The organism is Novilysobacter antarcticus (assembly GCF_019802285.1).
Lineage (GTDB): Bacteria > Pseudomonadota > Gammaproteobacteria > Xanthomonadales > Xanthomonadaceae > Novilysobacter > Novilysobacter antarcticus.
Genome location: NZ_JAIEUJ010000001.1, coordinates 869,519 through 883,551 on the forward strand (window position 1 = coordinate 869,519; position 14,033 = coordinate 883,551).

General features: G+C 65.8%; 11 protein-coding genes. 1 reads left to right on the forward strand and 10 read right to left on the reverse strand.

Features of this window, described 5'->3' with window-relative positions; all coding sequences use genetic code 11:
• Positions 1–45: 45 nt before the first annotated feature.
• Both prfB and KZ491_RS03970 read right to left on the reverse strand, forming a co-directional pair.
• A protein-coding gene (gene prfB, locus KZ491_RS03965) for a peptide chain release factor 2 (RefSeq protein WP_222564741.1) occupies positions 46–1,174 on the reverse strand; the annotation gives its coding sequence in 2 pieces (ribosomal slippage) (positions 46–1,098 and positions 1,100–1,174; 1,128 coding nt in all).
• Between the two features lie 120 nt (positions 1,175–1,294).
• Positions 1,295–2,191 carry a LytTR family DNA-binding domain-containing protein gene (locus KZ491_RS03970; protein WP_222564520.1) on the reverse strand — a complete coding sequence of 299 codons (897 nt, stop codon included), beginning with the start codon at positions 2,189–2,191 and terminating at the stop codon, positions 1,295–1,297.
• 150 nt (positions 2,192–2,341) lie between these two features.
• Here KZ491_RS03970 and KZ491_RS03975 point away from each other — a divergent pair, with 150 nt between their 5' ends.
• On the forward strand, positions 2,342–3,559 hold the full coding sequence (locus KZ491_RS03975) for an acyltransferase family protein (RefSeq protein WP_222564521.1): 1,218 nt from the start codon (positions 2,342–2,344) through the stop codon (positions 3,557–3,559).
• Positions 3,560–3,569: 10 nt separating this feature from the next.
• On the opposite strand, the gene recJ is transcribed toward KZ491_RS03975, so the two are convergent.
• From recJ to dnaJ, 8 genes are all read right to left on the reverse strand, one after another.
• A complete protein-coding gene (gene recJ / locus KZ491_RS03980; RefSeq protein ID WP_222564522.1) occupies positions 3,570–5,297 on the reverse strand; it encodes a single-stranded-DNA-specific exonuclease RecJ in 1,728 nt (575 codons plus the stop codon).
• The gene (locus KZ491_RS03985; protein ID WP_246606490.1) at positions 5,294–6,220 is read right to left on the reverse strand and encodes a phosphoglycerate mutase; all 927 of its coding nucleotides are present in this window, start codon (positions 6,218–6,220) and stop codon (positions 5,294–5,296) included. The genes recJ and KZ491_RS03985 overlap by 4 nt, the downstream gene beginning before the upstream one ends.
• 29 nt (positions 6,221–6,249) lie before the next feature.
• Entirely contained in the window at positions 6,250–6,726 is a 477-nt protein-coding gene (gene greA / locus KZ491_RS03990) for a transcription elongation factor GreA (protein ID WP_222564524.1), read from the reverse strand.
• An 81-nt stretch (positions 6,727–6,807) separates the two neighbouring features.
• The gene (gene carB / locus KZ491_RS03995) at positions 6,808–10,059 is read right to left on the reverse strand and encodes a carbamoyl-phosphate synthase large subunit (protein ID WP_222564525.1); all 3,252 of its coding nucleotides are present in this window, start codon (positions 10,057–10,059) and stop codon (positions 6,808–6,810) included.
• A gap of 1 nt (position 10,060) precedes the next feature.
• Complete coding sequence (carA, locus tag KZ491_RS04000; RefSeq protein ID WP_222564526.1) at positions 10,061–11,188, reverse strand: glutamine-hydrolyzing carbamoyl-phosphate synthase small subunit; 1,128 nt, start codon at positions 11,186–11,188, stop codon at positions 10,061–10,063.
• A gap of 213 nt (positions 11,189–11,401) precedes the next feature.
• Positions 11,402–12,124: a 4-hydroxy-tetrahydrodipicolinate reductase gene (dapB, locus tag KZ491_RS04005; protein WP_222564527.1), complete on the reverse strand. Its 723-nt coding sequence runs from the start codon at positions 12,122–12,124 to the stop codon at positions 11,402–11,404.
• 136 nt (positions 12,125–12,260) lie between these two features.
• The gene (locus KZ491_RS04010; protein WP_222564528.1) at positions 12,261–12,614 is read right to left on the reverse strand and encodes a hypothetical protein; all 354 of its coding nucleotides are present in this window, start codon (positions 12,612–12,614) and stop codon (positions 12,261–12,263) included.
• A gap of 251 nt (positions 12,615–12,865) precedes the next feature.
• Complete coding sequence (gene dnaJ / locus KZ491_RS04015; RefSeq protein WP_222564529.1) at positions 12,866–13,993, reverse strand: molecular chaperone DnaJ; 1,128 nt, start codon at positions 13,991–13,993, stop codon at positions 12,866–12,868.
• Positions 13,994–14,033: the final 40 nt, after the last annotated feature.

A 14,033-nucleotide genomic window follows, 5' to 3' on the forward strand; every position in this document is an offset into this window, starting at 1 on the left:
GTCTGAAAGGTGATGCGTGGGGCGATGTGGGTCGCGAAACTGGGATCAGGTGGCGTCGGAGCGTTTCGCCCCCACCGCAAGACCGGCCTTGAGGCTGGCCGAGACGAACTCGTCAAGGTCGCCGTCAAGGACGTTCTGGGTGTCGCTGCGCTCGATGCCGGTGCGCAGGTCCTTGATCCGGCTCTGGTCCAGAACGTAGTTGCGGATCTGGCTGCCCCAGCCGATGTCGGACTTGGTCGCCTCCACCGCGTCGCGCTCGGCATTGCGCTTCTGGATCTCCAGCTCGTACAGCTTACCGGCCAGCATCTTCATGGCGCGGTCTCGGTTGGCGTGCTGGCTGCGCTCGGTCTGGCAGGCCACCACCGTGCCGGTGGGCACGTGGGTGATGCGGACGGCCGACTCGGTCTTGTTGACGTGCTGGCCGCCGGCGCCAGATGAGCGGTACACGTCGGTCTTCAGGTCGGCCGGGTTGATGTCGATCTCGATGTTGTCGTCCACCTCGGGTGAAACGAACACCGACGTGAAACTGGTGTGGCGGCGGTTGTCCGAGTCGAACGGCGACTTGCGCACCAGCCGGTGCACGCCGGTCTCGGTCTTCAGCCAGCCGTACGCAAACTCGCCCTCCACGCGGAAGGTCGCCGATTTCACCCCGGCCACGTCACCGCCGCTGACTTCCATCAGCTCGGCCTTCCAGCCGCGCGACTCGGCCCAGCGCAGATACATGCGCAGCAGGATCTCGGCCCAGTCCTGGGCCTCGGTACCTCCGGCTCCCGCCTGGATGTCGACGAACGCCGCAGCGTTGTCCATCTCGCCGGAGAACATCCGCCGGAACTCGAGCTCATCGACGGCCTTGGCATAGGTTTCGACGTCCTCGATCACCGCCTGCGCGGTGTCGTCGTCGCCTTCCATCTCGGCCAGCTCAAGCAGTTCCTCGGCGCCGGTCACGCTCTCGGTCAGGCTGCGGATGCCGTTGACCACCTTGTCCAGTGACGCGCGTTCGCGGCCCAACGCCTGGGCGCGCTCGGCATCGTCCCAGACATCCGGGCTTTCCAGCTCACGGCTTACTTCTTCCAGGCGTTCGACCTTGGTGTCGAAGTCAAAGATACCCCCTGAGCGCCTGCAGACGATCCTTGAGATCGTCGATGCGCTCGTGGACGGGATTCAGTTCAATCATGTCCATGGTTTCATGCGAAAAATGACCGCCAAGTCTAGCAGGCGCCTGGGCTGAGGCGGCGGTGATCGCGACCTGAGAATGGATCGCGGGCCGGCGAACGATGCCCGGGAGCCGCTGCCCTCAGGTCGCGGCAACGTGGTCCACCCGCTCCCGCAGAAGCTGTCGCCAGCGCCGACTGCAGGGCAGCGATTGCCCATCTTTGAGGTGAACACGTGCATCCCCGCTGTCCAGCGGCTCAATCGAGGCAATCCGATCGAGATTGACGATGTAGCTGCGGTGGATGCGCGCAAACCTTACAGGGTCCAGCTTGGCCTCGATGCCGGCAATGGTGCTGCGCAGCGGGTAGACGCGTCCGTCCAGATGCAGGTTTACGTAGTTGCCTGACGCTTGCAGCCACTCCACGTCGGCTGCGGCAATCAGGAACTCCCGACCGAGCATGCGCACCAAAAAGCGCTCTGGCCGATCAACCTTCTTGATCGCCTGCCCATTGTCCAGGACGTCCAGAACGCTGGCTTCGCCTTGCAGCCGCAACACCAGCAGCCGGTAGCCGTGGATCAACAGCACCATGCCGATGAAGGTGCGGACATCCTTGGAATACTCGTAGAGCAGTTCGGCCGGCCAATGGCCAAAGTCGTAGCTGACGCCTTGGGTGGCGTAGACCAGCTTGCGAGTGGCCACCATGCCGACGACATGGAGCACCGACCAGACGACGCTCGCTGGCAGATACCACCCGAGGTTGTGTCGCCAGGTATCCAGGTGCAGCGGCCAGCGCCGTGTGAACCACAGCAATGCAGGCACCAGCGCCAACTGCAACAGTGCGCTGCTCCATGACCAGGTCAGCGGTTTCCACCAGTCCAGTGCCAATCCCAGCCGCTGATAGTCGGCCCACTTCGCGAAGCTGCCACCCAGGGCGCTCAGGCAGCAACTTATAACCCAGTAGGAAACTTCAAAAGGTCGACGATGCGCGAGGTAACGCTCGGCGCGTGTCTTGATGGCTGTACGCGGAAGATCCTGCATCGGCGCATCATACGGACGGCCTCTCAGCGGAGAGCAGCGGTTCGTCCCTGCATCACCGCCATTGGTCACAAGCCGAGCACGATCAAGCACTTGGACGTACCCCTTTCTGGCCCGGCGGGTACGCTTGCGGAAACCATCACGGACCGCCCCATGCCCCGCCGCCATGACATCGATGCATTGCGCGTCCTCGCCTTCGCGATCCTGATCCTCTACCACGTCAGTGGCGTGTATCAGGTCGACTCGGACTTCCACATCGTCAGCAGCTACCAGAACGGCTGGCTGGAGTACGTCCGCATCGTGTTCAACCGCTGGCGGATGCCGCTGATCTTCGCCATCTCCGGCATTGCCCTCGGGCTGGCGTTGCGAGGACGAAACCCGCGCAGCTTCATGCTTGCCCGCACGTGGCGGCTGCTGGTTCCGCTCGTTTTCGGCATGCTGTTCGTTGTGTCCGTGCAGGCGTACTGCGAAGGGGTCAGCAAGGGAACGATCGAAACCGGCTATGGCGCCTTCATGTGGCGGTATCTGCAACTGCGCCCGTGGCCCGCGGGCACGTTCTCCGGGGCTACGTACGGAATCACCTGGAACCACCTGTGGTACCTGGCCTATCTATGGGTGTACACGTTGGTGCTGCTGGCACTGATGCCCCTGCTCCGCTCCGGCCCGACCCAGCGTGCCATCGAATGGCTGGTCCGCCCCCGTGGAATTGTCTGGCTGCTGATGCCCGCCGTGATGTTCTTTGCATTTCTGGTGCTGCTGAAACCGCTCTTTCCAGAAACCCACGCCCTGGTCGGCGACTGGTACCTGCACGCGGAGTACTTTTCGGTCTTCGTACTCGGTTTTGCTGTCGCCGACAAAGCGGCTTTCTGGACCGGCCTGACCCGCCTGCGACGGCCCTTGCTGGCCCTCGCGGTGGCCTGCATCTTGGTGGAGTTGAGCCTCAAGGCAGCGGGCCAGTACCTGCCCGCCGGCGACATCCCGCTTTGGGCACAACACGTGCCCTGGGGCACGATCGAACGAGCGGCGCGTGCGCTGTACATGTGGTCGGCCCTGCTGGCGATCTTTGCCTGGGGCCACGCGCTGCTGAACCGCCCGATGCGCTGGCTCCCCTACGCCACCGAAGCCGTGTACCCGTGGTACATCCTGCACCAGAGCCTGATCGTTCTGGCCGCGTACTGGTTGATCCCGCTGCGGATCGGACCCGTGCTGGAACCGGCACTGGTGACATTGCTGACGGTCGCGGGCTGCGCGTTTCTGCACGAACTGGTGATTCGTCGCGTCAAACTACTGCGTCCACTGTTTGGATTGGGACTTGTGCCGCGGGGCGCGGACCTGGGACGGCCAAAGGCGGCACCGCTGCAGATCGACTGAGGCGTCGCCGTCAGGCCGCTTCGCGGTGGACCACGACCAGCTGGATCGCGTCGCCGCCACGGTAGTCGTCCGCTTCCAGCCGGTACGCGATCCGCACCCGGGGCGGCGGTTCCTGCTCGTCCCAGCCCCCGAAATGGATGGCATTGAGGCGTCGGCCATCAAGCGCCAGCTCAAGCTTCAAATGCTTCTGGCCGACGATGCGCCAGCCAACCACATCAAACTCGCCGTCGAACTGGGGTTCCGGGAAGCTCTGTCCCCACGGCCCACCTTCGCGCAGCGCATCGGCGCTACGACGGGTGAACTCGTCCACGGCCAACTCGCCATCGCTGGCAACCTGCAACTGCAGTAATTCGGGCGCGAGGGTCAGCTCCACGCATTGGCGGAACGCTTGCTCGAAGGCAGCCAGCGATGCCAGTGGCAACGACAGGCCGGCCGCCATGGCGTGGCCGCCAAAGCGCTCGATCAGGCCCGGGTGGCGCGCATCGACCATCGCCAGGGCATCGCGGATGTGGAAGCCGGGAATCGAGCGCGCCGAGCCACGCAGCATGTCGCCACCCGGCTCGGCCGGCGCGAACGCGATCGCGGGCCGGTGCAGGCGCTCCTTCAGCTTGGAGGCCACCAGGCCCACCACGCCGGGATGCCAGCCAGGGTCGAACAGGCAGGCTGCCAGCGGTGCGTCCGTGGCGTCGAGAACCACCCTGGCGAACGCCTCCTCGGCCTCGTCGGTCATCTGCTGCTGGACTGCACGGCGCTCGGTGTTGATTCGGTTGAGCGTGGCGGCGATCTCGCGCGCCTGGGTCAGGTCGTCGGTGAGCAGGCACTCGATGCCCACGGCCATGTCCTCCAAACGGCCGGCAGCGTTCAATCGCGGCGCCACCGCGAAACCGATATCGCTGGCGCTCAACCTCGCCGGATCACGCTGGGCGGCTTCGATCAGGGCCTGCAGTCCTGCGCAACCCTTGCCTGCACGCAACTGGCGCAGGCCGGCGGCGACCAGGGCGCGGTTGTTGGCGTCCAATGGCACCAGATCGGCCACTGTCCCCACCGCCACAAGGTCGAGCAACTGGCTCAGGTCGGGGCCACGCCCGTTGCTGCCGCCGTCCAGGGTGCCGTCTGCCAGCAGGCGCCGACGCAGTGCCAACAGCACGTAGAACATGACCCCTACGCCGGCCAGCACCTTGCTGGGAAAGGTGTCACCGGGCTGGCTGGGGTCGACGATCGCGTCGGCGGGCGGCAGCGTGTCACCGGGCAGGTGATGATCCGTCACCAGCACTTTCCATCCCAGCGCCTTGGCCGCGGCGACGCCGGGGTGGCAGGCGATGCCATGGTCCACGGTCACCAGCAGGTCGGGCTGCAACGGCGCAAGTTCGGCGACAAGTGCAGGCGACAGTCCGTAGCCGTGAATGGCCCGATTGGGCACGGCATGGGAGACGCGCCGCGCACCGAGCATCCACAAGCCTCGAACCGCCACCGCACACGCGGTTGCACCGTCGCAGTCGAAGTCACCGACCACCAGGATGTGGCGATCGCCGGCGATGGCCTCGGCGAGCAGGCTCGTGGCTGCATCCAGCCCGAGCAGCCCGTCGGGTGGCAGCAGGTGGGCCAGGCGCGGGCGCGCCTGGGCCTCGGTGAGCGCGCCGCGAGCGCCGTAAATGCGGCGGAGCAGCGGCGGAATAGTGTCCGGCCACGGTCCGGACGCGCCACCGCTCGGGCGGCGCACGATCCCACCGCGGCTCACTGCACGGATTCCTGCGCCGGATTGACGAACGAGCGCAACGGACGCCGCCAGAACCGCCAGCGGTGGCGCGGCGCCATGACCAGACGGTGGCCGTCGGCGAATTCAACTACCAGCGACGCAACGCCGCCGGATCGCAGCTGCACCGACAATGGCTGCCACCAGTCGCGATCAAACACGGCCAGATCGCGCAGGTGCCGTAGATCAAAGAGCCCGTCGCCCTCCTCCTCCCAACGCGCCGGCAAGGGGACAGCTGGAACGCCGGCGGCGGTTCCGAACGCGCAGAGGGTGTCATCGTCGCTGGAGATCCGCGCATGATGCGTGCGGACATGGTCCGGCAATGTGCCTGCCCCCCAGAACCACAGGGAGTTGACCGGCGCCAAACCCAGCGCCGCCCGCTCGGCATTGCGCGGATGGTTGTGCAGGATCACCTGCGCCTCACTCAGAAGTGCACGCCAGCGACGCCCGTCCGGGCCATCGGGCAACTGCTCGAACAGGTCGGCGCCCAGCGCGTTGTCGAGCGACGCCATCGTCGGCAGCTTGGCGCCCGAAGGCATGCACAGGTACCAGCGCGACGGCACGGGCGCATCCAGCAACGTTCCGCCATCACCAAAATACGGCTTGAGCGCCGGCAGGAACGCGGCGGTGTCGGCATCACTCAGCGACAGCGCTTCCCCGTGCGCCATCAGGCGCGCGCCGTTGATCTCGGGTTGGATATAGACCGGGTCAGCGCGCATCCAGGCGGCTGACGCTGCATCGCCCGCATCGCGCTGCCGGGTGACGGCCGCGACCGGCCAGCCGCGCGGCAGGACGTCAAACTGGCGCTGCACCACCTCGCCGTCGGGATCGGAGCAGTCTGCGCGGGCGAACCAGCGGCCCGCGCTTTCCGACAGCCGCTGGCCGCCGAAGCGGCTGCGGGCCGGCATCAGCAGGGTAACCGCGCGGGCCGCCATCCTCAGACGACGTAGCGAACGGCGACGATGTCGTATTCGCGGGTGCCACCCGGTGCGTCGATGACGATGCTGTCGCCCTCGTGGCGGCCGATCAGTGCGCGCGCCACCGGCGAGGAAATCGCGATCAGGCCGAGCTTGATGTCGGCCTCGAGATCACCAACGATCTGGTAGGTCCGCTCCTCGTCGCTCTCGGTATCCACCAGATCGACGGTCGCGCCGAACACGATCTTGTCGCCCACGTTGAGCGTGGCGATATCGATGATCTGCGAGTTCGACAATTCGCTCTCGAGCTGCTTGATGCGGCCTTCGATGAAACTCTGCTGCTCGCGCGCGGCGTGGTATTCGGCGTTCTCCTTGAGATCGCCGTGTTCGCGGGCATCGGCAATGGCGGCGATGACCGCCGGCCTCTTGACTGACTTCAACTGCTCAAGTTCGGTGCGCAGACGCTGCGCACCCTTGGCGGTAAGGGGTGCTTGCATGGAATGGTCCTCGGGCCGGCGCACGGCCGGCACTGGTTTTTCTGCGACGTCCCGATTGTGCCCGGGACCGTCGCGGCAAAGCTAGGCGGTGGTTTTCACCGTCGCGTGCAGTTCCTGCAGCGACAGCACCGGCCCGGCGTCACGGAACTCCAGCGACTGCAGCAATGCACGTGCGCCGGCGATGGTGGTCGAATAGGTAACCCGCTGCTGAAGGGCCTCGCGACGGATCGAGAACGAGTCGGAAATCGCCTGGCTGCCTTCGGTGGTATTGACGATGTAGACGATCTCGCCGTTCTTGATCAGATCGACGATATGCGGCCGGCCCTCGTTGACCTTGTTGATGCTCTGGCATTCCAGGCCCTGCTCGCGCAGGAACTTCGCCGTTCCGCCAGTGGCGACGAGCGAGTAGCCGCGGGCGACCAGATCCTGGGCCACCGGCAACACACGCTGCTTGTCCGGGTCGCGCACCGACACGAAGACCTTGCCGTCGGCCGGCAACGCCTTGATGCTGGCAGCTTCCTGCGCACGCGCCATGGCCGCGCCAAAGCTGCGACCCACGCCCATCACCTCGCCGGTGGAGCGCATTTCCGGCCCGAGGATCGGGTCGACGCCCTGGAACTTGGCGAATGGGAAAATCGCTTCCTTGACCGAGTAGTAGTCGGGGATGATCTCGCCCGTCGCGCCCTGCTCGGCCAGGGTCTTGCCAGCCATGCACCGCGCGGCGATCTTCGCCAGCGCCATGCCGGTGGCCTTGGACACGAACGGCACCGTGCGCGAGGCGCGCGGGTTCACTTCCAACAGATAGATCGTGTCCTCGCCGTTGCCGTCGGTCTGGATCGCGAACTGGGTGTTCATCAGGCCGACCACGTTAAGCGCCTTGGCCAGCGCGGTGACCTGCTCACGCAGTCGCGCCTGGGTATGCGCCGACAGCGAGTACGGCGGCAACGAGCAGGAGGAATCCCCGGAATGCACGCCGGCTTCCTCGATGTGCTCCATCACTCCACCGATCAGCACGTTGCCGTCCTTGTCGGCAATGATGTCCACGTCCACCTCGATCGCGTTGTCGAGGAAGCGGTCCAGCAGGACCGGCGACTTCTCCGAGACGCGTACCGCATCGCGGATGTAGCGCTCCAGGTCGGCGTCCGAATGCACCACTTCCATCGCCCGGCCACCCAGCACGTAACTTGGCCGCACCACCAACGGATAGCCCACCTCGCGCGCGAGCACGACGGACTCCTCGGCGTTGCGGGCGATGCGGTTTGGCGGCTGCTTCAGGCCCAGCTTGTCGACAAGCTGCTGGAAGCGCTCGCGATCCTCGGCCAGGTCGATGCTGTCGGGACTGGTGCCGATGATCGGCACGCCCGCGGCCTCCAAGGCCTGGGCCAACTTCAGCGGGGTCTGGCCACCGTACTGCACGATCACGCCCTTGGGTTTCTCCAGGTCGCAGATCTCCAGCACGTCTTCCAGTGTCAGCGACTCGAAGTACAGACGGTCGGAAGTGTCGTAGTCGGTGGATACGGTTTCCGGGTTGCAGTTGACCATGATGGTCTCGAACCCGTCCTCGCGCAGCGCCAGGGAGGCGTGCACGCAGCAGTAGTCGAACTCGATGCCCTGGCCGATCCGGTTGGGTCCGCCACCCAGGACCATGATCTTGTCCCGGTCGGTCGGGTTGGACTCGCACTCGTCCTCGTAGGTCGAGTACATGTAAGCGGTGGTGGTGGCGAACTCGGCGGCGCAGGAATCCACACGCTTGTACACCGGGCGCACCCCGAAGGCGCGGCGCAGCGAGCGCACGGCCGTCTCGTCGGTACCCGTCAGCTGGGCCAGGCGCGCGTCGGAGAAGCCCATGCGCTTGAGCTCGCGCATGCGGCCTGCATTGAGCGCGGACAGACCGTGTTCGGCGACGTCCTTTTCCGCGGCGATGATCTCCTCCATCTGGTCGAGGAACCACGGGTCGACAAACGACAGCCGTTGGACGTCCTCCACGCTCATGCCGGCGCGGAAGGCATCGCCAATGTGGAAGATGCGCTCCGGACCGGGCTCCTTGAGCTCCCGCCGGATAGTGGCCATGCCTTCATCGGTAGTCAGGTCGATCCCGGTCGGATCGAGGCCCACCTTGTCGGTCTCCAGTCCGCGCAGGGCTTTCTGCAGCGACTCCTGGAAGGTGCGGCCCATCGCCATCACCTCGCCCACCGACTTCATCTGGGTGGTCAGGCGTGAGTCGGCCTGGGGGAACTTCTCGAACGCGAAACGCGGAATCTTGGTCACCACGTAGTCGATCGTCGGCTCGAACGACGCCGGGGTCGCTCCGCCGGTGATGTCGTTGCGCAGCTCGTCCAGCGTGTAGCCCACGGCCAGCTTGGCGGCGATCTTGGCGATCGGAAAACCGGTCGCCTTGGAGGCCAGCGCCGAGGAGCGCGACACGCGCGGATTCATCTCGATCACGACCACGCGGCCAGTCTCGGCGTTGATGCCGAACTGCACGTTGGAACCGCCGGTATCCACGCCGATCTTGCGCAGCACAGCCAGGGAGGCGTCGCGCAGGCGCTGGTATTCCTTGTCGGTCAGGGTCTGCGCCGGGGCGACAGTGATCGAATCGCCGGTGTGGACGCCCATCGCGTCGAAGTTCTCGATCGAGCAGACGATGATGCAGTTGTCCGCGGTATCACGGACGACCTCCATCTCGAATTCCTTCCAGCCCAGCACCGATTCCTCGATCAGCACCTCATTGGTCGGCGACAGCTCCAGGCCGCCCTTGACGATCTCCTCGAACTCCTCGCGGTTGTAGGCGATGCCGCCGCCGCTGCCGCCCAGGGTGAAGGACGGCCGAATGATGGTCGGATATCCAACGGTGGCCTGGATCTCGACGGCCTGCTCGAAGGTCTTGGCGATCGCCGCCTTCGGGCATTCCAGGCCGATCTCGGCCATCGCGACGCGGAACAGCTCGCGGTCCTCGGCCATCATGATGGCCTCGCGCCGGGCGCCGATCAGCTCGACGTTGTACTTCTCCAGCACGCCGTGGTCGTCAAGGTCGAGTGCGCAGTTGAGCGCGGTCTGGCCACCCATGGTCGGCAGCAGCGCGTCGGGGCGCTCCTTGGCGATGATCTTCTCCACCGTGCGCCAGTTGATCGGCTCGATGTAGACCGCGTCGGCCATGTCCGGGTCGGTCATGATCGTGGCCGGGTTGCTGTTGACCAGCACCACCCGGTAGCCCTCTTCACGCAGGGCCTTGCAGGCCTGCGCGCCGGAATAGTCGAACTCGCAGGCCTGGCCGATCACGATCGGGCCGGCGCCGATGATCAGGACGGTCTTGATGTCGGTGCGCTTTGGCATGTCAGTTGGCCTCCATCAGCGCAACAAATCGGTCAAACAAGGGAGAAACGTCCTGCGGACCCGGGCTTGCCTCGGGGTGGCCCTGGAAGCCGAACACCGGGGCGCCGGGAATCTCGATGCCCTGGTTGGAGCCGTCAAACAGCGAACGGTGGGTGGCGCGCAGGCTCGCAGGCAACGTTGCCTCATCGATGGCGAAGCCGTGGTTCTGGCTGGTGATCATCACCCGGCCGCCATCGTCGAGCGCCTGCACCGGATGGTTGGCGCCGTGGTGGCCGGACTTCATCTTCATCGTTCTGGCGCCACTGGCCAAGCCGAGCAACTGATGACCCAGACAGATGCCGAACATGGGGATGCGCTGGGCGATCAACTCGCGGATCGCGGCGATCGCGTAATCACACGGTTCCGGGTCGCCCGGGCCATTGGACAGGAACACGCCGTCGGGCCGCATGGCGAGCACATCGGCGGCAGGCGTCTGCGCCGGCACAACCGTGACCCGGCAGCCCCGCTGGGCCAGCATGCGCAGGATATTGCGCTTGATCCCGAAGTCGTAGGCGACCACGTGGAAACGCCCTTCGCCCTGGGCGAATTCATTGGTGTCCAGGTCGAGCTGGCCCTCGTTCCATTCGTAGCGTTCGCGCGTGCTTACTTCCTTGGCGAGGTCCATGCCCTGCAGGCCGGGAAACTTGCGCGCCGCCTCGACGGCCTGGTCCGCGTCGATGTCATCGCCGGCCATCAGTGCGCCACTCTGCGAGCCGTGGCTGCTGAGAATGCGGGTGAGCTTGCGGGTATCCACATCGGCGATCGCGACCACGCCCTGGCTCACCAGCCACTGCGGCAGCGCGATCTGGCTGCGCCAGCTGCTGGGGCGGCGCGGAACGTTGCGCACGATCAGGCCGGACGCCCAGACCTGCGCGGACTCGTTGTCCTGGTCATTGATGCCGGTGTTGCCGATGTGTGGGTAGGTCAAGGTCACCAGCTGGCGTGCGTACGAGGGGTCGGTGAGGACCTCCTGATAGCCGGTCATGGCGGTGTTGAAAACCACCTCACCGACCGACAGGCCGGGTGCGCCTACGGAAACGCCTTCGAAGATGGTGCCGTCTTCGAGCGCGAGGATTGCGGGTTGGGTCACGGAAAAATCGCCTTGTCTGCCAGGGGATGCTGAGTCCATCGAGCGCAACACTGGCCAAATACCGGCTGCAGCAAAGCGCGGACGCGGTGGGGGTTCCGGTCCGACAAATGGGGTTCAGGCGAACGAGAATTCTAGCGATGAAGCGCTGCGAGCGCCAGTGTCGCGCGTGCCCAGGTTTTCGGACAGCGTCGCGGACGGAGTAAACAGGCCTCGCTAGAGCAGCATGTCGCGCAGTTGATACCGGCCCGGCTCCCGCCCGGCCAGCCAGGCCGCGGCGTGCAGCGCACCGCGTGCAAACACGTCGCGACTGGTCGCGCGGTGGACAAGCTCGATCCGCTCACCCGGCCCGGTGAACTGGACCGTGTGTTCACCGACGATATCCCCGGCACGCAGGGATGCGTAACGCGGCTGGGCGCCGCCCTGCTCCGCGCGGGCACCCAGCGCAAGAGCGGTGCCCGACGGTGCGTCCAGCTTGTGCTTGTGGTGGGACTCGACGATGTCGCAATCCCAGCCCTGCAGCGCGCTGGCCGCGCGCTCGATCAGCTCCTCAAGCACCGCGACACCGAGGCTGAAATTGGCCGCTGACAGCACCGCGATACGCTCGGCAGCGCGGCCCAGGGCTTCCCGCTGGGCCGACTCCAGCCCGGTGGTGCCTGATACCAGGGCCGCGCCGCGCTGCACGCATACCGTGAGGATCGGATCGAAGCCGGCCGCGAGGCTGAAGTCCACTGCCACATCGAACGCCGGCACACCGGACAGTTCAGAGGAGGCGAAGTAGGGCAGACCGTCCAGCACCCGTTGCGAGGGTTTGCTGCGCGATACGGCCGCAACGACCTGCAGATCGTCACGTTCAGCGGCAAGGCGCAGCAAGGACTGGCCCATACGGCCGGATACGCCGTGGATCAGAAGTCGGGGGACAGCAGGCGACTGGCTCATGCCCGAAGGCTATAGGCTACGCGGCGGTGCGGGCAACCCACGTTCACATTTCGCCTTCCCTGCCCCGCTCTTCCGAGGACACCTGCAGACCCCACATGACAGAGTTCCCGCGCCAGTCGCTCGCCCCGTTGCGGCCTCAGCGGACCACTGCGCCTTTCAATGACGGAGTTCCTTCCCTCACCTCCACCCAGACAAGCCACGCCGCCCCATTGCGCACTGCAAGGCGGGGAATGCCGCTGGCGCGGCCCCGGGCGGCCAACTCGACAACGGGAATGCTGCGCACTACCTGCAGCTGCCGATCGGTGCGCGAGAGCATCAGACGCTGGCCGGTGCCGCGCTCGTCCTGCTGCAGCCACGAGAGCAACACGTCAAACCGCGCGATGCGCAGTTGACGCTCACCCTCTGGCGACGGCTCCACCCAGCTCAGCATCAAGTCGCCCTGCGGCGTCGCGATCAAGTCAGGATGCGCAGCCTCGTCCATAACGGGCATAGGCCACGGCTCCACCTGCAAGAAGCTTTCCCCCGAGTCGCGCCCGCTGGACGGCAACTCGACGGAACACGCGCCAAGCCCGGCGCACGCAGACAAAACCAACAGCTGGACGACCGTTGACCGCAATCTGCGCGATGGTGCGGAAAAGCTGCCAACCGTCATCTTGAAGGGCCCTTGAGCTATCTGCCGGATATTCTTCCATGGCCGAGTACAGGTAACACTGCGCCCTACTGCCGCAGCTCAGACGCGAATCACGATGAGGTCATCCGGTCCCAGAAGCCCTTGACGCCATCCATGAACGTCGAGGAGCGCGGCGAATGCCGGCTTGCATGCTCGCCGGTGAAACTGGTTTCCAGCTTCTGCAGCAATTCGCGTTGCTCGCTGGTGAGATTGACCGGGGTTTCAACGACCACCCGGCAATACAGGTCACCGGGACGACGGCTGCGGACCGACTGCACACCCTTGTCGCGCAAGCGGAATACCTTGCCGGTCTGGGTCTCGGCGGGAACCTTCAGTTCCACCTCGCCACCCAGCGTGGGGACGCGGATGGAAGCACCCAGCGCCGCCTGGCCCAACCGGATCGGCACGTCGCAGTGCAGGTCATCGCCATCGCGCTGGAAAAACTCGTGCTCGCGCACCCGGACCTCGACATACAGGTCACCCGGAGGCGACCCGGGCGGGCCCGCTTCGCCTTCACCGGAGAGCCGAATGCGGTCACCGTTGTCCACGCCTGCCGGAATCTTCACCTGCAGGCTCTTGCTGCCCTCGATGCGTCCCTGGCCATGGCAGTCGCCACACGGGTTCTCGATGGACTGACCGCGGCCGCCGCAATGCGGGCAAGCCTGCTGCATCGAGAAGATGCCCCGCTGGATGCGCACCTGGCCCCGCCCCTGACAGGTGTTGCAGGTATGCAGCTTCCCGTCGGCCGAACCGCTGCCCTTGCAACGGTCGCAGGAGTCCAGGGTCGGGATTTCGATGCGCTTCTCGATACCGGCGACCGCGTCTTCCAACGACAGCTCCATCACATAGCCGACGTCGGCGCCGCGACGCGGCCCGCGACCTCCACCACCACCCCCGAAGATGTTGCCGAAGATGTCACCGAAGATGTCGCCCATGTCGTCGGAGTATCCGCCGCCAGCGCCGCCCATGCCGTGCTCGAACGCCGCATGGCCATGCTGGTCGTACATGCGCCGTCGCGAGTCATCGGAAAGCACTTCGTAGGCTTCCTTGCACTCCTTGAAGCTGGCCTCGGCGGTCGCGTCGTCCGGGTTGCGGTCCGGGTGGTATTTCATCGCGCAGCGACGATAGGCCTTCTTCAGCTCATCGCCAGTCGCGCTTCGGGCCACACCCAGGACTTCGTAATAGTCGCGTTTGCTCATGTGTTACCACTTCCCCTGTCCGCCGGAACAGGGTCCGGGC

Coding starts and splice junctions, on each gene's coding strand:
- greA (WP_222564524.1), bottom strand. CDS start 6,726: ATGCAAGCACCCCTTACCGCCAAGGGTGCGCAGCGTCTGCGCACCGAA.
- KZ491_RS03975 (WP_222564521.1), top strand. CDS start 2,342: ATGCCCCGCCGCCATGACATCGATGCATTGCGCGTCCTCGCCTTCGCG.
- carB (WP_222564525.1), bottom strand. CDS start 10,059: ATGCCAAAGCGCACCGACATCAAGACCGTCCTGATCATCGGCGCCGGC.
- dnaJ (WP_222564529.1), bottom strand. CDS start 13,993: ATGAGCAAACGCGACTATTACGAAGTCCTGGGTGTGGCCCGAAGCGCG.
- KZ491_RS04010 (WP_222564528.1), bottom strand. CDS start 12,614: ATGCCCGTTATGGACGAGGCTGCGCATCCTGACTTGATCGCGACGCCG.
- KZ491_RS03970 (WP_222564520.1), bottom strand. CDS start 2,191: ATGCAGGATCTTCCGCGTACAGCCATCAAGACACGCGCCGAGCGTTAC.
- KZ491_RS03985 (WP_246606490.1), bottom strand. CDS start 6,220: ATGCCGGCCCGCAGCCGCTTCGGCGGCCAGCGGCTGTCGGAAAGCGCG.
- dapB (WP_222564527.1), bottom strand. CDS start 12,124: ATGAGCCAGTCGCCTGCTGTCCCCCGACTTCTGATCCACGGCGTATCC.